At 60.6% G+C, this 24,452-nt stretch carries 22 protein-coding genes and 1 pseudogene; 14 read left to right on the top strand and 9 right to left on the bottom strand.

Annotation, left to right across the window (positions count from 1 at the left end):
* Positions 1 to 128: 128 nt before the first annotated feature.
* Positions 129 to 1,250 (top strand): alpha/beta hydrolase family esterase, encoded by a 1,122-nt coding sequence (locus tag LB554_RS15875; RefSeq protein ID WP_015316650.1) that lies wholly within the window; start codon positions 129 to 131, stop codon positions 1,248 to 1,250.
* 90 nt (positions 1,251 to 1,340) lie between these two features.
* Here the strand turns inward: LB554_RS15875 and LB554_RS15870 are convergent, their stop codons facing one another.
* The 3 genes from LB554_RS15870 to LB554_RS15855 form a co-directional block, all read right to left on the bottom strand.
* Positions 1,341 to 2,444, bottom strand: coding sequence for a PAS domain-containing protein (locus LB554_RS15870; protein ID WP_015316649.1), 1,104 nt, complete (start codon positions 2,442 to 2,444; stop codon positions 1,341 to 1,343).
* Between the two features lie 320 nt (positions 2,445 to 2,764).
* On the bottom strand, positions 2,765 to 2,971 hold the full coding sequence (locus LB554_RS29605; protein WP_015316648.1) for a DUF2188 domain-containing protein: 207 nt from the start codon (positions 2,969 to 2,971) through the stop codon (positions 2,765 to 2,767).
* 900 nt (positions 2,972 to 3,871) lie between these two features.
* Positions 3,872 to 4,723, bottom strand: a complete 852-nt coding sequence (locus LB554_RS15855) for a hypothetical protein (protein ID WP_224585497.1) — start codon at positions 4,721 to 4,723, stop codon at positions 3,872 to 3,874.
* Between the two features lie 794 nt (positions 4,724 to 5,517).
* Here LB554_RS15855 and LB554_RS15850 point away from each other — a divergent pair.
* The 8 genes from LB554_RS15850 (at position 5,518) to LB554_RS15815 (ending at position 15,449) form a co-directional block, all read left to right on the top strand.
* On the top strand, positions 5,518 to 6,864 hold the full coding sequence (locus LB554_RS15850) for a family 1 glycosylhydrolase (protein ID WP_224585495.1): 1,347 nt from the start codon (positions 5,518 to 5,520) through the stop codon (positions 6,862 to 6,864).
* Complete coding sequence (locus tag LB554_RS15845; protein ID WP_224585493.1) at positions 6,851 to 7,588, top strand: SDR family NAD(P)-dependent oxidoreductase; 738 nt, start codon at positions 6,851 to 6,853, stop codon at positions 7,586 to 7,588. Before LB554_RS15850 ends, LB554_RS15845 begins: the two co-directional genes overlap by 14 nt.
* A gap of 676 nt (positions 7,589 to 8,264) precedes the next feature.
* On the top strand, positions 8,265 to 9,320 hold the full coding sequence (locus tag LB554_RS15840; protein ID WP_140792162.1) for an ABC transporter ATP-binding protein: 1,056 nt from the start codon (positions 8,265 to 8,267) through the stop codon (positions 9,318 to 9,320).
* Positions 9,321 to 9,359: 39 nt separating this feature from the next.
* A complete protein-coding gene (locus LB554_RS15835) occupies positions 9,360 to 10,688 on the top strand; it encodes an ABC transporter substrate-binding protein (protein WP_224585491.1) in 1,329 nt (442 codons plus the stop codon).
* Positions 10,689 to 10,963: 275 nt separating this feature from the next.
* On the top strand, positions 10,964 to 11,815 hold the full coding sequence (locus LB554_RS15830) for a carbohydrate ABC transporter permease (protein ID WP_411908769.1): 852 nt from the start codon (positions 10,964 to 10,966) through the stop codon (positions 11,813 to 11,815).
* A 1-nt stretch (position 11,816) separates the two neighbouring features.
* Complete coding sequence (locus LB554_RS15825) at positions 11,817 to 12,713, top strand: carbohydrate ABC transporter permease (protein WP_224585489.1); 897 nt, start codon at positions 11,817 to 11,819, stop codon at positions 12,711 to 12,713.
* Positions 12,714 to 12,890: 177 nt separating this feature from the next.
* Entirely contained in the window at positions 12,891 to 14,903 is a 2,013-nt protein-coding gene (locus LB554_RS15820; protein WP_224585487.1) for a sensor histidine kinase, read from the top strand.
* Positions 14,904 to 15,149: 246 nt separating this feature from the next.
* The gene (locus tag LB554_RS15815) at positions 15,150 to 15,449 is read left to right on the top strand and encodes a hypothetical protein (protein WP_140792156.1); all 300 of its coding nucleotides are present in this window, start codon (positions 15,150 to 15,152) and stop codon (positions 15,447 to 15,449) included.
* A 327-nt stretch (positions 15,450 to 15,776) separates the two neighbouring features.
* On the opposite strand, the gene LB554_RS15810 is transcribed toward LB554_RS15815, so the two are convergent.
* Entirely contained in the window at positions 15,777 to 16,622 is an 846-nt protein-coding gene (locus LB554_RS15810) for an SDR family NAD(P)-dependent oxidoreductase (protein WP_141907413.1), read from the bottom strand.
* A 500-nt stretch (positions 16,623 to 17,122) separates the two neighbouring features.
* Here LB554_RS15810 and LB554_RS15805 point away from each other — a divergent pair, with 500 nt between their 5' ends.
* Positions 17,123 to 17,260 (top strand): hypothetical protein, encoded by a 138-nt coding sequence (locus LB554_RS15805; protein WP_181763202.1) that lies wholly within the window; start codon positions 17,123 to 17,125, stop codon positions 17,258 to 17,260.
* A 60-nt stretch (positions 17,261 to 17,320) separates the two neighbouring features.
* On the opposite strand, the gene LB554_RS15800 is transcribed toward LB554_RS15805, so the two are convergent.
* Positions 17,321 to 17,944, bottom strand: a complete 624-nt coding sequence (locus tag LB554_RS15800) for a hypothetical protein (RefSeq protein WP_224585645.1) — start codon at positions 17,942 to 17,944, stop codon at positions 17,321 to 17,323.
* A gap of 260 nt (positions 17,945 to 18,204) precedes the next feature.
* On the opposite strand from LB554_RS15800, the gene LB554_RS15795 reads away from it, so the two are divergent.
* The gene (locus tag LB554_RS15795) at positions 18,205 to 18,573 is read left to right on the top strand and encodes a hypothetical protein (protein ID WP_224585485.1); all 369 of its coding nucleotides are present in this window, start codon (positions 18,205 to 18,207) and stop codon (positions 18,571 to 18,573) included.
* On the opposite strand, the gene LB554_RS15790 is transcribed toward LB554_RS15795, so the two are convergent.
* The 3 genes and pseudogenes from LB554_RS15790 to LB554_RS15785 all read right to left on the bottom strand — a co-directional run bounded on the left by LB554_RS15790 (position 18,557) and on the right by LB554_RS15785 (position 19,778).
* Positions 18,557 to 18,787: a hypothetical protein gene (locus LB554_RS15790; RefSeq protein WP_224585483.1), complete on the bottom strand. Its 231-nt coding sequence runs from the start codon at positions 18,785 to 18,787 to the stop codon at positions 18,557 to 18,559. The genes LB554_RS15795 and LB554_RS15790 overlap by 17 nt on opposite strands.
* 92 nt (positions 18,788 to 18,879) lie before the next feature.
* Positions 18,880 to 19,398, bottom strand: a pseudogene (locus tag LB554_RS29600) (FAD-dependent monooxygenase); the annotation flags it as partial.
* A 143-nt stretch (positions 19,399 to 19,541) separates the two neighbouring features.
* Positions 19,542 to 19,778, bottom strand: coding sequence for an FAD-dependent monooxygenase (locus LB554_RS15785; RefSeq protein WP_224528343.1), 237 nt, complete (start codon positions 19,776 to 19,778; stop codon positions 19,542 to 19,544).
* 969 nt (positions 19,779 to 20,747) lie between these two features.
* Here LB554_RS15785 and LB554_RS15780 point away from each other — a divergent pair.
* A complete protein-coding gene (locus LB554_RS15780; protein WP_140792150.1) occupies positions 20,748 to 21,287 on the top strand; it encodes a class I SAM-dependent methyltransferase in 540 nt (179 codons plus the stop codon).
* Between the two features lie 247 nt (positions 21,288 to 21,534).
* On the top strand, positions 21,535 to 21,855 hold the full coding sequence (locus tag LB554_RS15775; protein ID WP_224585480.1) for a DUF982 domain-containing protein: 321 nt from the start codon (positions 21,535 to 21,537) through the stop codon (positions 21,853 to 21,855).
* Positions 21,856 to 22,133: 278 nt separating this feature from the next.
* On the opposite strand, the gene LB554_RS15770 is transcribed toward LB554_RS15775, so the two are convergent.
* Positions 22,134 to 22,757, bottom strand: coding sequence for a chemotaxis protein CheB (locus LB554_RS15770; protein WP_224585479.1), 624 nt, complete (start codon positions 22,755 to 22,757; stop codon positions 22,134 to 22,136).
* 593 nt (positions 22,758 to 23,350) lie between these two features.
* On the opposite strand from LB554_RS15770, the gene LB554_RS15765 reads away from it, so the two are divergent.
* Complete coding sequence (locus LB554_RS15765) at positions 23,351 to 23,830, top strand: ferritin-like domain-containing protein (protein WP_224585621.1); 480 nt, start codon at positions 23,351 to 23,353, stop codon at positions 23,828 to 23,830.
* Positions 23,831 to 24,452 lie beyond the last annotated feature (622 nt).

Raw genomic sequence — 24,452 nt, 5'->3', positions numbered from 1 at the left:
CTCGCGGAGGCAGAGGCCCCCCACCACCCCATGCGGATCGTGGTTGCAAGCAATTATGCTGCACTGCAGCTACCAACCTGGAAACACGGCGTTCCGCTTGTTGGACCCGCCCGCCAAAGGATACCGACATGAGAAGTCTCGCCGATACCATTGCACGCTTGGCAGCTCGGCGAAAACAGATGGATGGCGTCTTGAATGGTCCTGACGAAAACGAGCGCATTTCCGAACTCCAGGTGTTCGGGTCAAACCCCGGAAAGTTGCGGGCCTGGACATACCGCCCCAAGGACCTTGCGGCGAAGGCCCCTCTGGTGATTGTCCTGCATGGCTGTACACAGTCGGCTGCATCCTATGACCGCGGCGCCGGCTGGTCGAGGACGGCAGATCGCATGGGCTTTGCCGTCCTCTTTCCAGAACAGCAGCGCAGCAACAATGCCAATCTTTGTTTCAACTGGTTTGTCCCGGCCGACACCCGACGGGGCTCCGGTGAGGCGCTTTCGATCCGCCAAATGATAGAGGCCGTGGTCACCGCTCACGACATCGACCGCACCAGGATTTTTATCACCGGACTCTCCGCCGGCGGGGCAATGGCCGCCGCTATGCTGGCGACTTACCCTGAAGTCTTTGCGGCCGGGGCCATCGTAGCCGGTCTACCCTATGGCAGCGCCAACAACCTGGCGGAGGCTTTCGACCGCATGCGAGGTCAAGGCGCCCCCACCGCAAGGCGATTGGCGACGACCGTCCAGCAAGCTTCCGGTCACTGCGGACCATGGCCGAAACTCTCCGTGTGGCATGGAAGCGCCGACACAACAGTCAGTCCGATCAACTCCGATCAGCTCGTCGGGCAGTGGCTCACATTGTTCGGGCAAAGTAGAGGGCAATGCGAGACACAGGTGCATCAGGGCTACCGCCGCGATGTCTGGAAGAACGCCGCAAATGAGGAAGTCATCGAGTCGTACCTGATCTCGGGCATGGCGCACGGGACACCCGTGGACTCCGCGGACGGATTGAGTCAGGCTGGATCCTTTATGATCGACACTGGCATATCGTCCACCTCGCTCATCTCCCGATTCTGGGGACTTGAAGATGCGGGCTCTGCGGGCCCCTCCCCAGATGCGCGTTTACCGGCAACGTCGGTTGGACACTCCCCTTTGGTGGTCGCGCACGCGCCCTTCGAACCACGCAGCGGTCCAACGGCTTTGCCTGGTCAGCATATCGAAAGCGCCCTTCGCGCTGCCGGCTTGATGAAATAGTTCACGGCCAGACTTGTTGATAAACGTTCGTCTAGCGGGGCCCGGCCTGCCATGTCGCTATGGGAAAATGGGCTGAGATCAACGAGCGTCTCAGGCACCCTTGGCTGTCGAAAGGGCAGCCGTGCCCGGGATGCTTATGTTGATTTTCAAACCGTCCGATGTCCAATCCCGCAGGATCTCACCCTGAAGCTGCTTCTGGACAATTGCATTGACCATGGTCGTTCCGAAGCCGGGCTCCCCTGGCGGAGATCCAGCTTTACGTCTGCCGCTTTCTTCCCACCGCAGGTAAAAGCCGCCATGATGGCCGGCCGCCTGCCAGCTGACCTGCAGCCGCCCCGTATCCTGGGCGAGAGCTCCATGGGTGGCGGCGTTGACGATCAATTCATGGGCGACGAGAGCCAGTGGTTGAACGACCACCGCTGGGATCAGAACTTCAGGACCAGTCATTGCTGTCCTGCCAGACGCGAAATGGGCGACCTGCCTGGAGACGATTTCGTCCAGCGGCACATCGCGCCAGCCGCGCTCGGCCAATAGGGCGTGCGCGACCGCCAAAGCCTGGACCCGGCGTTGAACGGCCGCTGCATAGAGCGGTGCACTGTCTGCCTTGCTCAGCCGAACGATACCATCGACAACCGCTAGAACGTTCTTTGCGCGATGATCGACCTCCATGAGGAGGCGGTGCTCCGACGCCTCCAGGCTCTGGATCATACGATGTTTGGTTACGTCGATCTGCGAGGCGAAGTAGTAGAGGAGGCCGCCTTCATCGTCCTTGATGGGGCTCAGATGGAGCTGGTTCCAGAACGGCGAACCGTCCTTGCGGAAGTTCAGTATCTCTACATTCGCCTCGCGTTGACGCTCTATCGCCGCTCGAATTTCCGCAACGGCCGTAGGCGATGTTCCCTCCCCTTGTAGGAAGCGGCAATTTCGACCCAGGACTTCATCGGATGTAAAGCCGGTCAGATCCAGGAAGGCCCTGTTGGCCAGCACGATGGGATTGTCAGCCTGCCGAGCATCGGTGATGACGATGGGCATGCGCGTGCGCTCGAACGCCGCCGACGCCAACTCCTTGCGATCCGCCCATGCGGTGGTGGCTGCCGCCGCCGGGGGATCGCCATGGAGGGCTGACGATGATTTGGCGTGGTCAGGCACTCTTTGCTCACTTGATAGAGGGCTCACTTGATAGAGGTCAGCCATAACGCCCGACTTCCTACAAGGTTTCCAATGTGATGTTTTCGAACCGGGCTGGTTACCGCAGTAAAGCCGCGCATCGGTTCTTCGAAATATTGGTTGAGACGAGGCACACGGCGCTTGTGCCGCAGCTGAATTGTGCAGCCTACCGGGCAGACCAAGCATCGCCGGCGTGTGTCAGGAGGATAGCTATGTTGGTCGACAGCTTGACCTATAGCTTCCCATCGAAGGTGAGCCGATCAAAAGGTCGCCACAAAGGCGCGGCCGCAAACACGAACAGATGAGCGCCAACGCGCAGCACAGCCGTCAGCGCAGGACGCTCCGACTCAATCAATGGGCCATTCCGTTCGCCACTTCCCGTCGACGCCTTGAACCAATACCTCGGCACCGTAGCCAGTGGCCGAGACACTGCTGGCTGCCTTGACAGCCGCACGCACGGCCTCCGTATACGCTGAATAGGGATAGTCCTTGCCGTCAAACCGGACCAGCCATTGGTCACCGGTCTTTGAAATGAAGTACCTGACATGCCCCATGGCCCGCCCCCGGTGGTCACTTAGAAATCACGATGTTCACTGGCTTTGCAACAAGCATCGCAAAATGCGGTAGTTCCCATTCAGCCGAACGGCGCGGCGTTCGAACGTGGCCAACCAGTTCTCATTTTATCGCCGTGACCCTGCCCGCCATGTCCAGTCGACAATCGACCTCGGCCTGCCGAACCTCGACGCCCCCTTGCCCTGCATAATCTATTTGCACCTTGATTGGTGCCGTGAGTGTACCCCCACGTCGATGCAACAACCCTGCGCTTAAGGCCCTGACGCGGACGGCGCCAAGCGGTGTAGCGGCGGATGTGATCGCGGAGCGGCAGGCTTGCACAACAGCAGCTGGTATACCGGGCTTCGATCTCAGGGGTCTCTGAGGCTTGACAGGATAGCCGTCGGTGAAGCGGCCTTCAGCAGATATGGATGGCTTAAGAATCGGTGGCAAGACAATCGATTGCTTACCACTCCTGGCGGCCGCAGCGGCGGTGGGCCCAGCCGTTCCTTCGGGTGTGGTGGCTGGACTGCCGCTGCCGGTAGGCGACCCGTCGTCGGCCGCCGGATCATCGCCCGTACCAATACTGGTCGAAACGCTTGCGCCTGCGTCGCCGACATTGCCGCTGGCACCAACGCCAACGCCGACTGCTCCCTTGCCCGCGCCAACCGAAGCTCCGACATGTGATCCCCCTGCATCGCCGACCCTCGCTCCCACCCCGACCGAAGCGCCTTGCGAACCGGCGTTTACTCCGGCGCCGACTCCGATTCCGCCGACGCTGGCGCCTACCCCTTTGTCGAGAGCGCAGGCAGGTCCGATTTCAATCCCGATCATCAGGGCGGCGGCGACGTACTGTTTCATTGCTATGTTGACCTCGGCATATATTCGGCTCCACGGTCTGTTCACTGGCGCGGGTCGAGCCCTTTCGGTGGTCGGGTCGGCAGCAATGCGAGGGGAAGAGAGAGCGGGGCCAAGACAGCAGCCTGTTTCTGTTTTTCTCGCGAGCCCGGTTTGCGCCTCGGTTCAACACCTGATCTGGGTGGTGCACGTGCAACCACACCTGCCGGCTTATGGATCATTCGCGAGTGCGCTGCAGCCGCAGGCCGGTTCCTGGTCGCGAGGTCGTCGATTGCCTCGCGCGCGGCACTCAGGCTCAGAGCCAGACCGGTCGCCCGTTCACGTTCTTCTTCCAGCGCCGCGCTTAACCCTACCGAGGTCCGGTTTGCAGCGTCGCGCTCCTTGCGAACGACGTCGAGGTCACGGGCAGCTGAATCGGCTCGGTTGCGTTCCAGCTCGAGCGCTTCTCCAGTTTGCCGTAGACCTGCTTCGGCCGCCTCACGGTTGTTATTGGCGTTGGCCAGCTCGACCGCGGCCGCATTTGCGGCTGTCTTGAGGGCCTCGATGGTTCGGTGAGCCGTTGTGAGCTCTTGTCCCAAGAGCTCAACCTTGTGCCGTTCGTCGTCAAGAGCTTGCGTCACCGCAGTCTCGGGGACGTCCTTGGAGGGCTGGGCTGCACCGGCGGCGGGCTTGTCACCGCCCCAGAGAGTGGCTTCGGCCCTGAAGCTTTCGATGGCCCGTTGCGCCGTCTGCAGATCGAGCGAAAGGGCTTCGTCCTTTCGCTGCTGCTCTTTTAGAGCTTGTGCTTGCTTGGCTAGCTCCGCTCGCGCGGCAGCCAATTCGCGTCGTAACATCTCCTGATTTTCGCCTGGCGGCGTTTGTGCCTCTGCGTCGGGTGCCTGTGCTTCGCTGGGCACCAGCTCTCCAACTGCGTGGGATCCGAATGCCCTTGCCGGTGCCTTGCCCGGCTCTTTGCCGACATCGACGTGTTCCGTAAATGCATCGGACGAACTGTCGCTGGCTGGGAGAGGCGCTGAGGCGTCAGGCGCCCGCTGACTGTGTGCGGGAGATGCGAACAGCAAAACAAGGCATAACGGAAAGAGGGTGACGATGGCCTCGGCCCGCCTTCCGCGCGTCTCGTGCGGCAAAAAAGAAGTCCATCGTCCAATCGAGCTGAACGCATCGAGGAGACAATTCGCCCTCGTGCTCTGCACATGACCCATCGCTGAACCTCGAGACTGCGGCCTCACCGCATTGCATCTCCACCTGTCGAAATTTCCGGTGCCGAGCAAAAGCGCGAAGCGAGCGAAACACCACCGCGCGCGCCAAAGCATCAGTTGGAACCTAACTGGTGGTTCCTCAGTTGCCATCATTCGATCGAACGGGAGATTGGTCCTATAAATGCCTGCCTCGCTTGGCATTCCCCTTGGCGCCCGTCCATCCAGGCGGAAAAATCAACGATCGCAATCCCACATCGCCTGGCGATCTCGTCGCGTGGATATGTGACGCAATCACCTTCGGCGGCAATCCGCTTCACCCGGGCTCGAACGGCAGGAACTGAACACGCAGGTCGCATATAGCTGGCGAGACCCGCCGTCCGTCCGGTACCGTAGTCGCGTATCGCCGAAAGTCGTGCTGACCTGCCGGCCCGGAACTGCGTTGCAAGCTGGACGTTACGAAATTGCTGCAGCTTGGCTGCTCAGGACCTTTGATGTTCAATTTCGTCTTTGCCACCGGCATTGAAAACAGCGCTCCCACGATCAATGGAGGACGGGAGCGGGTCGACGAAATGGAGAAATGTCGCTTCTACCAGCAATGGCGCACCGACTTCGAGCTGCTCCAGGAACTGGATCTTCGCTTTCTCCGCTACGGGCCTCCAATTCACAAGACCTGGTTGGGCGACGGACACTATGACTGGACCTTCGCCGATGAGACCTTCGCTGACCTGAAGGCCAGGGATGTTCTTCCGATCGTCGACCTCTGCCATTTCGGCGTTCCAGACTGGGTGGGCAATTTCCAGAACCCGGATTTTCCGCGGCTGTTTGAACGTTACGCGCACGACTTCGCAACCCGCTTTCCTTGGATCCAGCTCTACACGCCGGTCAATGAGATGTTCATCTGCGCCACCTTTTCAGCGCGCTGGGGTTGGTGGAACGAGCAACTGAGCACCGATACGGCCTTCGTCACCGCCCTCAAGCATATCGTGAAGGGCAACGTGGTGGCGATGCGGGCAATCCTGCAAGTGAGGCCCGACGCTATCTTCATTCAAAGTGAATCCTCGGAATACTTCCACGCCGACTCCCCCGAGGCCATCGGCAAGGCGGAGCGCTTCAATAGCCAGCGTTTCCTATCGCTCGACCTCAATTACGGGCATGACGTCGACGCGCGCACTTATCGCTACCTGCTCGAAAACGGGATGACCGCGCAGGAGTACAGCTTTTTCCTGGAAAACCATTTGCGCAGGCATTGCGTGATGGGCACTGACTATTACCAGACCAACGAGCACCGGGTTTGGGCGGACGGAACCACGTCGGCTTCCGGCGAGGTGTTCGGCTATGACGAAATTACGCGCCAGTATTTCAACCGTTACCGCCTGCCTGTGATGCATACAGAGACAAACATCCGCGAAGGGCCGAACGGGGACGAAGCCGTTTACTGGTTGTGGAAGGAGTGGGCCAACGTGCTTAGGATCCGCAACGATGGTATACCTATCGTGGGCTTCACTTGGTACTCGCTGACCGATCAGGTGGACTGGGATAGCGCCCTGCGCGAGAACAACGGAAGGGTCAATGCGGTCGGCCTCTATGATCTGGACCGCAACCCCAGGGCGGTGGGAACCGCATACAAGGCGCTCATCGCCAACTGGAACAAGCTGCTCGCCACCCAAAGTGTCTGCCTCGCTTTGCCCATCTTTTTGCCGTCCGAGCAGGACGACCCAAGTGTTCGCGCGCAGCAGGACTATGCGGGGGGCCTTTTGCATGTGGACCGGATCGCCGAAGCTGGGGCCGAACCGCTGGAACCCTCCAAGGACAAGGTGAAACCCGATGCGCCTGGCTGACAAGAGCGCGATTGTGACTGGCGCCGCAAGCGGCATTGGGCTGGCCATCGCGACCCGCTTAGGCGCCGAAGGCGCCCGCGTTATCATCGCCGACCTGGATGGAGGCAGTGCGCAGGCGGCCGCACAGGCAGTCCGAAAAGCCGGCGCGCCGGACACCGCCGTCTCGGTTTGCGACGTTTCAGACGAGATTGCCGTCGGGCAGTGCTGTGGACTGGCCCTCGCGCGATTTGGCAGGTTGGACATCGTCGTCAACAACGCCGGCCTGATAATGTTCAAGCCCATCGAGGCGTTCACCAGCGCCGACTGGCTGAAGGTGCTGAGTGTTGACTTGCTGGGGGCAGTCCATTTCACGCGTGAGGCATTCGCGCACATGACCCATGGCGGGTCGATCGTGAACATCTCGAGCGTGCACGCGCTTGAAACGACGCCGCATGTCGCCCCCTACGCAGCGGCGAAAGCGGCGCTACTGTCGCTCACCCGGTCCACTGCGATCGAAGGCCGGGCGCGTGGCATACGCGCCAATGCTATCCTGCCTGGGGCCATCGACACACCGATGCTCTGGGAAAATCCGAACATCAAGTCAGGCGTCGAATCTATCAGCCCGGAAGATGTCGGCAAGCCGGAGCAGATTGCCGCGGCCGCCGCTTTCCTGGCTTCAGACGACGCCGCCTTTGTCAACGGCGCGGCGCTCAACGTGGATGGCGGCCGGTTGGCACGGCTCTAGACGTGCAAGCGGTTTGCTGCGGCACTGCGAAGGCCAAGTCGCGCATGGATCACCCGCACCGGCGTCGACAGCGCGCGCGTCGACAGGGAACGGTCCCGCGCTCGGGGGCTGGAAAACAATCACATTGCCACTGGTTCGGCTGGAGAAAGGCTCGAGAATTTGCATCAGGCTGGACGGCCCCGATTCCACCGCGCGAGCGCTCCGGCGGGCATCTCCGGACAGCGGCGGCGATGCGGACCAATGCGGCGAAGGCGATCACGAGAGGCGCGACGGGCGGCATGGATGAGGACGACCGGGCTCTGCAGTCGACCGCGAGCGCCCTCGTTAGGAGTCTCGCCGGCCGAACCAACTTGTCGCCGACCATCAGCGGCCATTCGATTGCTTTGAGGGTGCCGCCCCTAGCCGCCGCCTCGTTCCGCGATACTTGGAGAATCGGAGTGCACAAGGTGAGACCGCGATGTCCGATGGAATCCTGCGCTGTCCCGAGCGGCCGACCGAGTGCCTCTCGAAATATTGGAAACCCGATCTAGATCACTCAGTCCGGGGGAGATCTGGCCGTGCTTTACACGCACTGCTGGTAGCGCTACCACTTCAGATGGAGGGGCGCGGCAAGACCAGAGGCTGCGTATGTAAGTGGACGTCTTCCTGCAGGCGTCTCATCGCCGGGAGGTAATCGATGGCGTCCGTTGCGATCCGCGATGTCTATAAGTCCTTCGGCGCCGCCGAGATTCTCCATGGCGTCGGCATCGACATAGAAGATGGCGAGTTCGTCACGCTCGTCGGCCCGTCGGGCTGTGGGAAGTCGACGCTGTTGCGCATGATCGCGGGGCTAGAGGGCATCACGCGCGGCGAGATCGCCATTGGTGGGCGCGTTGTCAACGCGGTCGCCCCCAAGGAGCGCGACATTGCCATGGTGTTCCAGAACTACGCGCTCTATCCACATATGACGGTGCGAGAGAATATGGCGTTCTCCCTGATGTTGAAGCGTGCCTCGAAGCAGGAGAGCGATGCCAAGGTTGCACGTGCCGCGGAAATTCTCAACCTCACGCCGCTTCTGTCGCGCTATCCCCGGCAGCTTTCGGGCGGGCAGCGGCAGCGCGTGGCGATGGGCCGGGCGATCGTTCGCGACCCGCAGGTGTTCTTGTTTGACGAGCCCCTCTCCAATCTCGATGCCAAGCTGCGCGTACAGATGCGCGCTGAGATCAAGGAACTCCACCAGCGCCTGAAGACCACGACTGTCTATGTCACTCACGACCAGATCGAGGCGATGACGATGGCCGACAAGATCGTCGTCATGCATGACGGCAATGTGGAGCAGATCGGGCGCCCGCTCGATCTTTATGACCGCCCGGACAATCTTTTCGTCGCGATGTTCATCGGCTCTCCAGCCATGAACATGCTGACAGGGCGCATTGGTGCCAGTGGCTTTGAAGGCAGCGGCGGCGTCGCCGTACACTTGCCGCGGACGCCGAAAGGCCTGAGTGGAGGTCCAGTAGTGCTTGGCATCCGGCCAGAGCATCTGCGCCTCTGCGACCAAGGCTTTCCCGTCACCATCTCCGTCATCGAACCGACCGGGTCGGAGTTGCAGATCATCGGCCGCGCGCCCGGTGGCGAAGAGATCGTCGCGAATTTTCGGGAGCGCCACCCGTTCCAGCCGGGCCAAACTGTCAGGCTCGCCGCCGAGCCAGGCCTGGTCCATCTCTTTGACGCAGATACGGGTCGCCGGCTTTGAACATGCCGAGGTCAGCCAATCAAACAGGAGGAAATGGCCATGAGATACACCAGAAGAGACGTGATCCGCACCAGTGCCGGTGCTGCGGCGGCCGGGGCAATCGGTAGCCGGCTGCTTGGCACGCCAGCTCTTGCCCAGGATGGGCCGAAATTCACGCCCGAAAAGGGCGCCAAGCTCAGGCTCCTTCGCTGGTCACCATTCGTCCAGGGCGATGAGAACGCCTGGCTGGCGCAGACGAAGAAATTCACCGACGCCACCGGTGTCGAGGTGCGCGTCGACAAGGAGAGCTGGGAGGACATTCGTCCCAAGGCGGCGGTCGCCGCCAATGTCGGCTCGGGTCCCGACCTGATGTTCGTCTGGTTCGACGATCCGTTCCAATATCCCGACAAGCTCCTCGATGTGACCGATCTCGGAGATTATCTGGGCAAGAAATATGGCGGCTGGCACGAGGGCCCAAAGAGCTACGCCACCAAGGACGGCAAGTTCATCGGGCTGCCGCTGGCGACCATAGGAAACGCGATCGTCCACCGCGAGAGCTGGGTCAAGGAGGCCGGCTTTTCCGAGTTCCCGAAGGACACCGACAGCTTCCTCGAATTGTGCAAGGCTCTGCAAGCCAAAGGCCACCCCGCCGGCTTCACCCATGGCCACGGCGTCGGCGACGGCAACAACTACGCCCACTGGCTCTTATGGAGCCATGGCGGCCAGATGGTCGACGAGAACAGCAAGGTGGTGATCAACAGTCCCGAGACGCTGAAGGCGATCAAATATGCCCAGGCCCTCTACAAGACCTTCATCCCTGGCACCGAAAGCTGGCTCGACGTGAACAACAATCGTGCCTTCCTGGCCGGCGAGCTGTCGGTCATCGCCAACGGTATCTCGGCCTATGAAACAGCCCGGATCAACAAGGACAAGGATCCCAAGCTGGCTGAAATGGCCAAGGACATCCGCACGGCCAGCTTGCCGATCGGTCCGATCGGCAAGGCGGTAGAGCTTTACCAAGTCACCTCGGCGGTGATCTTCAATTACACGCCCTATCCGAACGCGGCCAAGGCCTATCTGCAGTTCATGTTCGAGGAACCGCAGATGTCGGAATGGATCAAGGGCTCTTCCGGCTATTGCTGCCAGACTTTGAAGGCCTACGACGACAATCCGATCTGGAAGGCCGATCCAAACTATGCGCCCTATGCCAAGGCGTCAGCGACGCTGCGCAACAACGGCTATGCAGGGCCGCTCGGCTACGCGTCCGCAGCGACCATGGCCGACTACGTGCTGGTCGACATGTTCGCCAAGGCGGTGACTGGTCGGGCGACACCGCAGGAGGCAATGGAAGAGGCCGAAAAGCGCGCCAACAGGTATTACCGGGTGTAGTCTGGACGTCTTCTTCCATTCGAGGGGGGAAGACGCCTGTTGTTTTTCCGGTCGCCCCAGCAGGCGTCGCGACGTGCCGCCAAAAGGCACGCGCCCACAAGGAGAGAGCGCGGACCAATGGGCCCGCGCGCCAGCAGTCCACGAAAGTCGGAGGACTGCTTGCCACTCGATACCGCCACAGGAGCCTTTTCATGGCCGTGACAACCGCCGCCCCGCCCCGCCCCTCCTTCTTGTCGCGCATTGCCGAAAGCCGTGGGCTGCTCAGCTTTGGCTTTATGCTGCCGACAGTGGTGCTGCTGCTGGTCTTTCTCACCTATCCGCTGGGGCTCGGCGTCTGGCTCGGCTTTACCGACGCCCGCATCGGCAGGCCGGGCGTCTTCATCGGCCTGGAGAATTATGAATACCTCTGGGACGACAGCGTGTTCTGGCTGTCCGTGTTCAACACGCTTCTCTACACAGTGAGCGCGTCTATCCTGAAGTTCGCCCTCGGCCTTTGGCTGGCGTTGCTGCTGAATGAGAACCTGCCGTTCAAATCCTTTTTCCGCGCCGTGGTGCTTCTTCCCTGGGTGGTGCCGACGGTGCTGTCGGCGATCGCCTTCTGGTGGATCTACGATTCGCAATTCTCGATCATCTCCTGGGCTCTCAAACAAATGGGCCTCATCGACCACAACATCAACTTTCTTGGCGATCCGCAAAACGCGCGCGCTTCGGTGATCGCCGCTAATGTCTGGCGCGGCATTCCCTTCGTCGCCATAACGCTGCTTGCCGGCCTGCAGACGATCCCGCAATCACTCTACGAAGCCGCCACGCTGGACGGCGCCGGTCGATGGCAGCTGTTTCGCTATGTCACCTTGCCGCTGCTGACGCCGATCATCGCCATCACCATGACCTTTTCGGTGCTGTTCACCTTCACCGATTTCCAGCTCATCTATGTGCTGACGCGCGGCGGCCCGGTGAACGCCACACATCTCATGGCGACGCTTTCTTTCCAACGTGGCATTTCGGGCGGGCAGCTCGGCGAAGGCGCAGCCATCGCCGTTGCGATGATCCCGTTCCTGCTGGGCGCGATCCTGTTCAGCTATTTCGGCCTGCAGCGACGCAGGTGGCAGCAAGGCGGCGGAGATTGAGATGGCTCTGATCGATCCCAAGGCAAATGCAGCCGGCGACGACGAAGGTGGCATGACCTATCTGCAAAGCATGCCGCGTCGCGTAGTGACGATCTATGTCCCGTTGGCCATTTTCGTCATCGTGCTGCTCTTTCCCTTCTACTGGATGACGATCACCGCGATCAAACCCAACGCGGAAATGACCAGTTACGACACATCGAGCCCGTTCTGGGTAGTCCACCCGACCTTGCAGAACATCCGCTACCTGCTTTTCGAGACCTCCTACCCCGGCTGGCTACTCAACACCACGATTATTTCGGTCGCCGCTACCGTGCTGTCGCTGATCGCTGCAGTCTTGGCTGCGTACGCGATCGAGCGTCTGCGCTTTTCCGGCTCGCGCCAGGTCGGGCTGGCCGTGTTCCTCGCCTATCTCGTCCCACCATCCATCCTGTTCATTCCGCTGTCGGTGATGGTGTTCAATCTCGGGCTTTATGACACGCCCTTTGCCCTGATCCTGACCTATCCGACTTTCCTGGTGCCCTTCTGCACCTGGTTGCTGATGGGCTATTTCCGTTCCATTCCCTTCGAACTGGAGGAGTGCGCCCTCATCGATGGCGCCAGCCGCTGGCAAGTGCTGACCAAGATCGTGCTGCCGCTGTCGGTGCCAGGGCTGATCAGCGCGGGTATCTTCGCCTTCACGCTGTCGTGGAATGAGTTCATCTACGCCCTCACCTTCATCCAGTCGTCCGAGAACAAAACCGTGCCGGTGGGCGTGCTGACCGAGCTCGTCCGCTCCGACGTTTACGAATGGGGTTCGCTCATGGCCGGCGCCCTGATCGGCTCGCTGCCGGTGGTGATCCTTTATTCCTTCTTCGTCGAGCACTACGTGTCGTCAATGACCGGCGCGATCAAAGAGTAGCCCACGGCAGTAGCCGGCGGCGTGGCTCCTTATGGCGTGCGCCACCGCGCACAGCGGTCGCGAAGGGGACGGCTGTGGCTGGAGCGGGGAGCGCTGGCGCTATGCCGCACCACGTGATGCTTCCATCCTTGTGGTTCCCGCGACGAGCGGAAGCATTATATTCGCTTGAACTAACGCTTGCTGTTCCTGGTCCGCCGATTATGGTTGAGCGTTCCTGAGCCGGCACGGGATATGGACTTGCCTCGTCGATCAGTTCGATCGCATCTGCTTGGATTGATCGCCGCCGCAGTTGTCCCGGTGTGGCTGTTTGCCGGCTATTTGCTAGGCCAATATGCACTGCAGGAACGATATCGTTTTGAGCAGGACGCCGTGCAAACGGCTCGCCAGGTGTCGCTTGTTGTAGAGGGCGAGCTGGCAAATCTCCAAACCATCCTCGACGGCCTTTCCAAATCCCCCGCGCTCGCCAGTGGCGATCTGCAAGGCTTCCACCGCGAGGCGCTCGATCTTGTCCACGGGACGGACCGGACCATCATCCTGCGTGATCTTGGCCGCAATCAGCTGATGAACACTGAAATCGGATACGGTGCCGCCTTGCCGTCGGTCGCACCGATAGGAGCTGTCGACCGCGAGAAACTCAACCATTCCGGAGTTTTCGTCAGCGATGTCTTCACCGACAAAAGCTCAGGCGAATACCGCGTGGCTGTTGCCATTCGGGTGCCCGCTCCTAAGGGGGAGGACCTGCTTCTTGCACTTTCTGTACCGACTGCCCGGATCCGCGATGTTTTGATGCGGGCCGTCCCGGAAGGATGGACGGTGGGTGTGGGAGATCGCGACGGAAATTACGTTGCCCGTTCCAAGTTGCACGACGAATGGACCGGAAAGCCCGGATTGCCCGAATACGTGGAAAAGATAGTTGGGCGCTCGGGCTCATTCACGTCCCGCAACTTCGAAGGGGCGACGCTGCTGGCAGGCTACTACAGGTCTCCGCACTCTGATTGGTTCTACACCGCAAACGTGCCGCTTTCAGCAGCGCAGGCGCCGCTCTGGCGCTCGCTTGCCGCGATCTCCGGGATAGGTCTTCTTTCGCTTGTTGTTTCCGTTGCTCTGGGGTATTTCGTCGGCAAGAGATTTACCCAGGCCACCGCTGAACTGGCGACACGGGCCGAAGCGCTGGGTCATGGTCGCAGCGTCGAACCCCTGTCGACCTCGGTTACGGAGTTCGCTGGCATCGCCCAGGCGATGGTGGATGCAGAGCGGGCGATCGCCGAACGGCGCTACGAGTTGGAGGCGGTGTTGGAGACAGCGCCGGCGGCAGTCTGGTTTACCTATGATCCGAAGGCTCTTCAGGTTATCCGCAACCGCTTCGCGGCCGAACTCATGGGCTTGCCAACCGACGCGCACAAATCCTTCGGCAGACCCGACCTCGTCATCGAGACCGTGGCCGTCAAGGACGGGCACATAGTGAGCCGCGAAGACCGCCCTCTTAGCCGCGCCATGCGCGGGCAGCTGACGGATCATGAAGAGTTCGCCTACACGCTGCCGTCAGGTGTGGAGCGCTTTCTACTTTCCAGCGCACGTCCAATTCGCAACCCCGGTGGCCGCATCATAGGGGCCGTACAAATCAGTCTCGACATCACAGAACGCAAACGCGGCGAGGAGCAGCTCAAATTGTTGACCAACGAGCTGAACCATCGCGTGAAGAATATCCTTGCCGTGGTTCAGTCCATTGCCTCCCAGACACTGCGCAACGCCACAAGTTTGCCTGAAGCAGGACGCACGCTCTCCAGCCGTCTCGTCTCGCTGGCCCGGGCCAACGACCTGCTTATCCAGCAGAACTGGAGTGGCGCCGACGTCAAGGATCTGGTTGCCACATCGGTCAGCTCACACGCGCCGATCGACCGCTTCAAGATTAGCGGCGAGTCGGTCTGGCTACCGCCGAACGTCGCTCTTTCGGCCGCTCTGGCTTTTCATGAGCTTACGACGAATGCGCTCAAGTATGGAGCACTGTCGAACGAGACCGGCACGGTGTCGATTCAGTGGAGGCTCCTCGGGCAAAAACAGCATCGCTGGCTCAATCTGGAATGGCGCGAACGGGAGGTCCGCCTGTTGAACCGGTCGAGCGAAAGGGCTTCGGCACGCAGCTCCTCGAGCGCGTGTTTGCGTCCGGCACGTCAGGGCGCGTCACTCTGAAGTTTCAGAAATCGGGACTGGTCTGCACCATGCGCGTGAATTCCGCGTCTGAGGTCGATCCCGCGGTAGACAGTGACGACACCCCTGGAGGGGAATCGTAGAAATCTCCAGCGAAGCTCTCGCCGCGGGGTAGGCCCGAGCACAGTGCTTTCGGAGAGGGACCATATTCCTCTCTGATCAGGAGTCTCTTGACACAAGCGTTCCCATTTTGTTCACTGTCGGCAAGATAGCCACAGGAGGCGCGCCATGAGGCTTCGGCTGGAAATCAAAGGAGCTTCCCCGGAAGAGAAGCAGCGCGGCATCGACGCAGCAAGCGCGGTCTTTGCCGCGGCGGGGATATCGCCTGAACAGGGAGCGGATGGAATGTTCGCGCTGGAAGGCTGGGACGACGCCAGTTTTCGCGATGACATGGAGCCGGATGAAGACGAGGATGAGGCGGCGAGCTTGTGGATGCAGGCAAATAAGGCTGCGATTGAAGCGTGTTGCGCCGATTGGCCGGCCGATGCCGTGCCAGGAAACTATCTTTTACTGGAATTGGTCGACTGATCAGACATCGAAAAGATCGCTCGGCCCCACGCCGATCTCGTCGATGGTGTCGGGCGTGTTGTGACGCGGCGATCCGACCTTGCTGTCGATCGGTGATATCTTCATCAGTTCAGAGCTGAATGGCTTCACGCAGGCGGGTCTGGGCCAAGCCGGCGCATGTAATCGGCCGGCGCCAGGAGCACCGGGTTCATGGGTCCTCGCCATCAACTCATTAGGCTCGCATGTCACGCCAGCGGCGACGCGCCTGTGGTGGCGGAGAGCGCAACCGTGAGACTGGCAAAACCAATCCATCTTTCGCCGCACGGGTGATGGGCGGTTTCAACTTTCTTAGTTTGGTCCTTGCTGGTTGGACGTGTCTGCCAATTTTCCCGAAAACAGCGCAGGACCGCGCGTCTTGAGCAGCGACAAGGACGTGTAATCGAGGATCGACAATCCGCCATCGACCACAAGCGTCTGGCCGGTGATGAAGGATGCTTCATCACTTGCGAGGAAGGCCACCGCTGCAGCAATCTCGCTAGGGGTTCCCATGCGGTTGAAGACACCCGGCGGGACTTCCCATTCGCCCGAGGAGTTCGTGCTCGACGCAGGTTCTTTTTCATCGAGCTCTGTGGCTATCCAGCCGGGGCTGACACAATTTGCCCGAATTCCGAATAGCGCACCTTCCACCGCCAGCGAGCGTGTGAGCGCCTCCACTCCCGCCTTCGCAACACCGTACAGTCCCCAGTTTCCGTGCAGTGTGGCCGTCGACGAGATGTTTACGATCGACCCACCGCCGCAGTCGCGCATCACCGGAAGCGCGTAGGAGGAGACGAAGTAGGTCGAATCGAGATTGGGGCCGCGCAACTTCGACCAGCGCTGACCCGGCGATTCATCACCCTCGATGCCTGACCTGCGGGAGCCGACCCCGGCATTGTTGACGACGACGTCCAGGCTGCCCCATTGAGCAACCTTGTCCACCATTTCCGCCGCTGCCGCTTCGCTTGCCAGATCACATTGAAAGAACTTAGCTCTGCCCCCGGCAGACGCGATCTCCGATTCCACTTCCGAGCCCTTGGTGCCGTCACGACCGACAAGAGCAAGTCTGGCCCCTTCGTTGGCGAAGTACCGCGCTATTCCACGTCCGATTCCGGAATTGCCCCCAGTGACGATTACGACCTTGTCTTCAAAACGCATCTCACCGTTCTCCAAATAGGATCATCGCTCTGCCCTGTCTTGCAGTGCAGAATATTACAGACGTTCTAAAGCCTGTTAACAGCTACCGATTGCGACGAGATCGAAGTGCGGCCTCACCCGTGAGGAGGCCCAACGCATCCTCGATAAGCCTACGGCGAACACCGGCTCATATTCTGATGGTTCTGGTGGGGGCCCAAAAAGGGCCCGCCACCGGAGAGGTCTTGGTAGCGGGCAGGTGCAGGAGTGCGCTGGGATCAACCAGCATAGATAAACGGACGGCCGTCTGGCGGTTGCGGTCATCGTTCACCGGCATTTTACCATGCGAACATATTCCGAGCGTCAAGAGTATGGTAGCCACCACGAGGGCGCGGTGCGGTTCGAGCGGGTGATGGGGGCATTACTCGGTCGGGTCAAGCTCAGGCGAGGTGCCGCGTCCGCACCATCTCAGTCGGGATAGGTCTCACCGGAACACGGGCGCGGCGTCACTTCCCCCGAGCCACTTGCTTGGCCAAGTCGCCGATCTCGCGGCGCAGCTCGGCAATCTCATCGGCTGCGCGGTTGGCGACCTCGATGATGCGGTAGCCGACCTGTCGCTGTTTCTCGGCTTCAACACGATGGGCGATGCTTCCAAGGTGTAGCCCTCGATCGCGGCGGCGAGGGCCTTGACGGCCGTGTTGTCGACCAACGCGCCGGCGCCGTCATGGTGGGGTGCCTGGGCGATGGGCTGGATCTAGCGCGGCAAATCCGCCCCGGCGACCTTGCGGGTGTAGGCGCTCAACACAGAACACGGCTTCATTCTTGGTCTCAACGCTCCCGCTCGAGGAGCCACTAAACCAGAACCATCGGCCAGCCGACGGCCCTTGGAATTCCTTCATAATACGGCCGGCGTTGTCAGTCTGGAATTCCGCTGAGAAATCACACGGCTTTGATTGACCGCCTAGGATTGTTCGCCGCCACGCCAGAAGTACGCGACCGCCGCGGTCGACCAGGCAGCAGAACGCGTCTTCCTTAGTCGCAAAGGTGTCCACGATGGTGCTGCCGTCGACGACCTGCCAGCCGCGATGATACGCGAGACGGACCCTCAGGCGCTCGCTCATCCCCGAAAGCTTTCGGTGTACCAGGGTGATCTTGCCGTCCACCTTCATCGGCTTGTAGATCATCAGCCTCTTGGGAAGGTGGTCGGGATGGACCTCGAGGAGCGTAATCTCGACCGAGGGCTTGCACCGGTTGCAATCGAATTTCAGCTTCGGAGGGTCAACGCCGTTCACAAGCATGTTGTGCCGGGTCGCCTTCCCCAGCGTGTCGATCGGGTCGTGCGCCATGAGAACAGAAAAGGAACAAATTCCTTGCCCGTCCAGCGGCCTTATGGAATCTTTGCGCAGATGAGCGACGAACCAATCAGGCTTCCCGACGGCATAACGCCCGTGCCGCGCGAGCGCGCCAGAGTGCTAGGGCACCTGTGCGAGCACACGGGTTGCGCGAAGCACGGAGGGTCCGGCTTTGCTCGGCATCGCCATCAGCCGCATTGGTTCTGTTTCGAGCACCGAGGCGACGTCGAACGCTATCTCTGAAAGAGGAAACCATGGCAGATAGACCACCGTATATGCCCACAGGCATCGGCATGGGCATGCTGGGGGACGACGAAACGAAGATCGGCGTCCTGATTTTCGAGACGGCGAAAGGTAATTTCGATTTCGCCATCAACCAGCAGGCGGTCGATGTCATTCGGAAGGCGCTCAGCAAGATCGAGACGCACCTCACGAACGGCAAAATCTCGGACGTGGATCAGCCGGTGAAACCATTCTATGCCGCTGATGTGTCGTGGCAGCGGCCTGCAAAGGATAAGCGCAGAACGGCTAACCACGAGTGCCGCCAGCCAGAAGCCAGAACGCCTCGCTCCGCCGGCGCGGTCGCGAGGGGGCTTGCCGACTGGTTTAGGTCACCTCGCTAATACCGGCCCCTGGCCGCCGCTGTCCAAAACGGTGCGTTTTGCGCCCGATGATCATCAGTTTGCGAGCGGTGTTGTTGCGCAGCCGGCGGATGCGCCATTCCAATGCCGTCTCGGTGGCGATCGCCTTGGCATAGAGGCTTGAACGCATCGCCTTTTCGTCCGCCGCAATCTTGATCGGGTCATCGTAAAAAGCAGAAATCTTTTCTGATCCCATCCCCGGTGTGGCCAACCAAGGCGCGGAATGTACGTCGAACACAGGCGATCGACGTCAGTAAGCGCCCGATGGATGCCGTCTCCTTGCGCCGGGCATGTCGTGGAGAACGCGTCGCCGATGAAGACGACACCATTGCGCCGGTGTCCGCTCGTGGCCGTCAGGCTGACCTGCCTCAGCTCGACCGGGCTAGCGATAGCGAAGTTGCCGCAATGAGCAGCAATCACGGGCATCAACTGGAGAAGCATTTGTTGCGGACTCGCGCGGAATGCTTGGGTCCACGGATCAGCAACAGTTCTGTAGACAAACATGTTTGCCCGCATCCGGTTGCCTATTCGGAACACGGTCAAAAAGGGAATGCGGTCTCTAACTCTCCGAGGATAGAAGGTCAGCGAGCGAGGGCCGAATTGCTGGGGCGAGACCGCAAGGTCGAACCCGATCGCCAGTGAATGCGCCTTCGATAGCTCAACGCGCTCCACACCGATGGCGCGCCGTATCGCCTCGCTATAACCGGTAGCGACCACCAACAACCGGGCAGCGATAGTGGTGCCGTCCGTGAGCACAAGGCGCTGCCAGTCCGGCGCGGTAGAGACCTCCGCAACCTTCCCGACCATCAGAAGCACCTGTGGCGGCAGGGCCTCGCGCAGGCCGTTCACCAGCGGACCGTAGGAGAATCCGAACTCGGCGTTCTCCTTACGCTCAAAGAGCTGTCCGAAGCGGAAGACCTGGATTTCGTTTGTCGGGGTGACCAGGGTTTTTATGACAGGGCCGAGCCCCAGCTTGTCGACAACTGCATCTGCTCCAAGCGGGTCTTCTCTGCCCGGAACTCGTCGTGGTGTACGCGGTGCGGATCAATGAGCGCGACCTTGCGCCCGGCTTTGCCTAACACCGTTGCCAGGGTGGTGCCGGCCAGTCCGGCGCCGACAATGGCCACATCGACTGATGTCGCCCCGGCGTGTTCGGCAAACGGTTCAGAGTAGTTCTGCTTATTCATCGTGCCTCGTCGGCTGATGTCCCCGGGTATCTTTCCGACCGCTCGTCACCTCAACTGCCTGATTGGGATATCAGCGATGACTAATGTTTCTGTTAACGGACCGCCCTCATTTGCCCGCCGCCTCATTCACGGCAGCGGCGGGCGTCCCTGGAGATGAGTAAAAGCGACTGCTCGGGCGTTGGTGGCCTTGGCGGAGCATAGGATGCAAATTCGGTGCCGTGGATCCGTGCCGTAGTGAAACAGCATGAGGAAAGCCCGCCGCGCGCGCTCCGACGACGGGCCTCCTTATGGAGTGGCTACATCCCAGAGGGAATCGACCACCGTATGGTTAACCTCCCCTACGGGACAATGTTCCGGGCATGAAAGAGCCCGCTGACCGAAGCCAGCGGGCAAGCCACTTGGGAAGGCCGCGGGAGTGGTGCGGCCAGCTCCCGAACCATGGTCGCAGCCAGATGTTCCGCAGCCCACAAGAAGCCAACGGCAACACCGGTTCTAATTCTGTGGGGCTCAAAAAAGGGCCCGCCACCGGAGAGGTCTTGGTAGCGGGCAGGTTCTGGAGTGTGAGCGGTGGCAGGGTCGGTTGCTAGATATCGAGCAACCGTTCTAGGAAGCTCGAGTATGTTTAACCAGATTGTCGAGCTCTTTCGCAGCCTCAAGTCCCGAAATTTTAACGTCGACATGTCGCTTCCGGATTTCAGCGGCAGAATCTCGCAATTCCTCAAGCCTTCGAGAATGCCTGGAGGCTGGCGGTAAGTTTCCAATGTTCTGCATCGAAGCTGCCATTGCTGCGCCCTCTAAATCAGTTCGTTGCACGGCACCGAAGCCCTGCCGAAGCTCGTCGACGGTTGCTCGTCCCCGGCGAACCGTTCTATGATCGTCACCGGGGGGTAGACTCTATTGGCGCCAAGGTTCATCGCTAAGCAGCTCTCTTGGCCGTCGGGGATCGGCGGCTGGCTTGTCCGCGCAGGAATGAATCGCGGCAACGCAAGGCTGAACAGCTACGCTCTCGATCAACTTCAGTTGGTGCCAGAAGATCGAGTTTTAGAGGTCGGGTTCGGGGGCGGCACAGCACTGCCTCGCCTTCTCCGTGGCGCAACATTGGTCTGCGGTGTTGATCGCTCTCAAGACGTGGTAAAAACCGCCCGTCGCCGGTTTGCCGATGCTGTGAGCGCCGGACGAGCCGAGTTCCACGTCGGTACAGTAGAAAAACTGCCGTTGCGGGATTCGACATTCGACAAGACACTAAGCGTTCATACGGTATACTTTTGGCAAAGCCTTGAAGCTGGATCAGCGGAGCTTGCGCGCGTTTTGGTGCCAGGCGGGCGCATCGTGTTGGGCTTCCTCCCCAAGGTCCATATGGACCGGCTGAACATGCCGGCGGATATCTTTACTCCGCGCGACCCAGATGACGTAATTGCTGCGCTACGAAATGCCGGGTTCAAGGAATTCGAGATTCGCAGACCGACCTCGGAAACGGCAAGGATCGTCGCGACAGCCATACGAAGCTGATTGAACGCGCCAGGGAGCCGGTGGGAAATCGCCTAGGCAAAAGGGTTGAATGCAGGCCCGCAGGAAGTCGCTCACCCGCCCCGAAGCACGCACCACCGGCACGTGGCGCAAGTAAAAAAGCCGCGCCGCTGCGATCACCAGATCGCGACGAGCAAGACCCGTTCTGCACAAAAGGAGCGGCTACTGCAACCAATTTCAGCCTGAAAAGTTTGGAAGGCCTTATCACCGTCAAGGAGGAGGGTCTGACTTGAGTGCTTTCCTGCCTGTGAAGATTAGGTTTACGAACCTCCAAGCGGCGACGGCCATCCAGTCAGTGGTCGAAGCCCGAGCGGCAATGAATGCGGCCGCATGGAAGAACAAGCACTTGCATTCCTATCGACAGGCACTGCGTTTGCTGGAGGAGGCTCAGGCAGGAACCTGCCGGCAATCCATCGCTTTCGCAGCCTTTGTCAAAGCCGCAAGAGATCAGGACATGATTGTTTCAGATCAACCGAGTGAGGCCCTGAAGCGCCTAGACGTGCTGGCACGCTCCATCTATGCCCAGGATCGCATGCCGCGCTCGATTTAACCAACAAGCGCGTCCTGCGACCTGGAAGCCCGCGCCCTCAAAAAAAAGCGCGGGCCGACCAAGTTTGCCCTTGGCCAGCAGCGCGAAGGACGTCGGAGTGCGCTGCGCTGGTCCAAACCCAGCATACGCGCCGGCCGCCTTGGCCGATCGCCAGTCGGCCCCCCTCACTGGCGGGAAAGCGAGCCCGGCCGGGTCTCGGGGACCCTGACCAGCAGCACGCGAGCTGCCGACCGTCGAACCAGCCGAAATATCAGGTTCAATTGCCCCTCGTCTTGGATCTAAACAATTAGTGGCTGGGGCTGAGCTCGCCGCACTCTTCGGATGACCTCACCGGCGATCTGATCGGCAGAACCGGTGAAGTCGAGCGGCCCATCATACATTGCCGCGTTCATCGGCATCCCGGCTTTGATCTCGCCGGCCTCGGTAAGGACCATCGTTGCACCGCCGGCGTGGGCTATTGCGGCAAGTCCACGTGAGCCATCACTCAGCGAGCCCGATAACACGATGCCGATTGCGCACGTCTTGGCGTGAACGGCCACAGAATTGAAGAGGATGTCGACGGTCTGCCCGCGATGTATGTGTCCAGCGCCCTCAACAAGTTTCACATTGCTTCTAGCGGCTAATGACAGGTGCGCGTCTGGCTGGCCGATGTAGCAGCGTCGGACGTGGAAGACGTCATCTTCATCGGCGACCATAACCGGCATTAGTGACCTCTTACTCAAAACCTCTCTCAGGTGACTCACTTTATCGCTGGGCCGATGCAAGACCACGAGGACGATGGCCTGCAGGTCATTGGGCAGGTTGCTAAGGAGGTCTTTGATGTCGCTGAGGCCATCCGATCCAGATGCGCCGATAGCGACGAAGAAAGGACCATGTTCGTGCTGAGCGTGCGCGATATGCATCGACTAGGGCTAACAGGTTCGCACCAACTTCGCGAGGATAACCTCAAAGCATTCGCGATAGCACAATATTTCTCCCCCAGCGGTCCCTCAATGAGTACCACCGAGCCGGACCTCCGGTCATCCTAAATGGGTACGGAGGGGGCCGTACCCGGCAGAAGGCGCGGTTCATCGGGCGTCGGACAGGCTACATGGTGCACGCGGCATGATATTGCGGTGCGAGACGGTCTGTACTTGACTGGCCGGGGTCTGTTGTGAACCGGCCGATCGGCGATTGTGTTCGCTATCGGCTGCATGGCTCGCGTTGGTATCTACGCGCTCGGGGTTCACCTGGCTGGTGATGGCGCTTCGCACCCAAAGGCTCTCCAGATGCCCTCCCGCGAACGGGCGCCGGCTAACGCCAGGCGCATTCAACTCGGCTCCTTGCAGTTGATGCCCGGATCTGCGCGCGCAGCCGGCAAAAGCCGTTCGGCACGCTAGTCTAATCCCGATGGAACTGGATTGCCGCAATTTTGTTTCTCGTCCGCCCCCGTTTTGTGAGGCAGTGAAAAAAGGGAGACAGTCATGGCACCGCCAAAAAGGCCTCGACGAAAGGCCTGAACGAACTCTTCATCGACACTTTGAAGGACATTTATTTCGCCGAGAAGAAGATCCTGGCAACACTTCCCAAGATGGCCAAGGCGGCACAAAGCCCTGACCTTAAGGCAGCCTTCGAAAAGCACCGCGGCCAGACCCAGGAGCACGTAGCGCGACTGGAAAAAATATTCGGCGCTCTCGGCAAGAAACCCCAGGGCAAGACCTGCGCCGCCATCATGGGTATAACGGAGGAAGGCGCCGAGATCATGGACGAGTACAAGGGCTCTCCGGCTCTCGATGCTGGTCTCCTTGCGGCGGCTCAGGCAGTCGAACACTATGAGATCTCCCGCTATGGTACGATGCGCACCTGGGCTAGCGAGCTCGGCATGGCCGAAGCGGTTAAGCTTCTTGAGCTTACCCTTGGCGAGGAAAAGGACACCGACGAAACCCTCACGCAGCTCGCCGAGTCAGCGGTGAACGTCGCTGCCGAGGCGGCTTAGGAACGAGACAACGGTCTCTGTCATCCGCAAGGCTTCTGACGGTCGCCGTGCCGGCGGATGGCTTCCATACATTGAGGATAAGAACGCAATTTTCGGTGCCCGTCCAAATGTGCCGCAGTGAAACGGCAACAGAAAGCCCGCCTGGACGGCGGGCTTTCCGACCGGCCGGAGGCCAGGAGAGTGCGGCCAAAACCTCACGGCTGGTTCCCCTTCAGCCTCGGCGGCGTGCTATCACCAGGCAGAGCTGGCGCAGGTCCCGGTCATAAGTCCCCTCATCGCTGAGGACGTCGGAGCACCGCTTCTTCATGCGCGTTACCTGCGAGCCTGACATCTGAGCCACTGCACCCCGAATGTTGGCGCTCGAGAGGGTGCTCGGGTTCGACGGATTGCTGGGATTCGTTTCGTTTCCAATGGCCACGCCTGCGCCGACACCGCCTGTGCCGCCGACATTGGCGCCACGCCCGGCGTTGATGCCGCCCGTCCCACCAACATTGGCACTAAGCCGACGCCGCTGGGGCCACCGGCTTTGGCTCCAGCACCCGCGTTTACGCCACCAGCGCCGCCAATCGACGTGCCATCCCCAGCGCCGATGCCGCCGATCGATGCACCAGCTCCGGCATTG

This window comes from Mesorhizobium sp. CO1-1-11, from assembly GCF_020164995.1.
Classification (GTDB): Bacteria; Pseudomonadota; Alphaproteobacteria; order Rhizobiales; family Rhizobiaceae; genus Mesorhizobium; species Mesorhizobium australicum.
The sequence above is the reverse complement of the archived record's forward strand: the minus strand, read 5'-3'. Positions and strand labels throughout refer to the sequence as shown.

Excerpts from the sequence above, each read along its gene's own strand:
- LB554_RS15875 (WP_015316650.1), top strand. The coding sequence starts at position 129 with ATGAGAAGTCTCGCCGATACCATTGCACGCTTGGCAGCTCGGCGAAAA.
- LB554_RS15870 (WP_015316649.1), bottom strand. The coding sequence starts at position 2,444 with ATGGCTGACCTCTATCAAGTGAGCCCTCTATCAAGTGAGCAAAGAGTG.
- LB554_RS29605 (WP_015316648.1), bottom strand. The coding sequence starts at position 2,971 with ATGGGGCATGTCAGGTACTTCATTTCAAAGACCGGTGACCAATGGCTG.
- LB554_RS15850 (WP_224585495.1), top strand. The coding sequence starts at position 5,518 with ATGTTCAATTTCGTCTTTGCCACCGGCATTGAAAACAGCGCTCCCACG.
- LB554_RS15845 (WP_224585493.1), top strand. The coding sequence starts at position 6,851 with ATGCGCCTGGCTGACAAGAGCGCGATTGTGACTGGCGCCGCAAGCGGC.
- LB554_RS15840 (WP_140792162.1), top strand. The coding sequence starts at position 8,265 with ATGGCGTCCGTTGCGATCCGCGATGTCTATAAGTCCTTCGGCGCCGCC.
- LB554_RS15835 (WP_224585491.1), top strand. The coding sequence starts at position 9,360 with ATGAGATACACCAGAAGAGACGTGATCCGCACCAGTGCCGGTGCTGCG.
- LB554_RS15830 (WP_411908769.1), top strand. The coding sequence starts at position 10,964 with ATGCTGCCGACAGTGGTGCTGCTGCTGGTCTTTCTCACCTATCCGCTG.
- LB554_RS15825 (WP_224585489.1), top strand. The coding sequence starts at position 11,817 with ATGGCTCTGATCGATCCCAAGGCAAATGCAGCCGGCGACGACGAAGGT.
- LB554_RS15815 (WP_140792156.1), top strand. The coding sequence starts at position 15,150 with ATGAGGCTTCGGCTGGAAATCAAAGGAGCTTCCCCGGAAGAGAAGCAG.
- LB554_RS15810 (WP_141907413.1), bottom strand. The coding sequence starts at position 16,622 with ATGCGTTTTGAAGACAAGGTCGTAATCGTCACTGGGGGCAATTCCGGA.
- LB554_RS15800 (WP_224585645.1), bottom strand. The coding sequence starts at position 17,944 with ATGGCGCACGACCCGATCGACACGCTGGGGAAGGCGACCCGGCACAAC.
- LB554_RS15795 (WP_224585485.1), top strand. The coding sequence starts at position 18,205 with ATGGCAGATAGACCACCGTATATGCCCACAGGCATCGGCATGGGCATG.
- LB554_RS15790 (WP_224585483.1), bottom strand. The coding sequence starts at position 18,787 with ATGGGATCAGAAAAGATTTCTGCTTTTTACGATGACCCGATCAAGATT.
- LB554_RS15785 (WP_224528343.1), bottom strand. The coding sequence starts at position 19,778 with ATGAATAAGCAGAACTACTCTGAACCGTTTGCCGAACACGCCGGGGCG.
- LB554_RS15780 (WP_140792150.1), top strand. The coding sequence starts at position 20,748 with ATGAATCGCGGCAACGCAAGGCTGAACAGCTACGCTCTCGATCAACTT.
- LB554_RS15770 (WP_224585479.1), bottom strand. The coding sequence starts at position 22,757 with ATGCATATCGCGCACGCTCAGCACGAACATGGTCCTTTCTTCGTCGCT.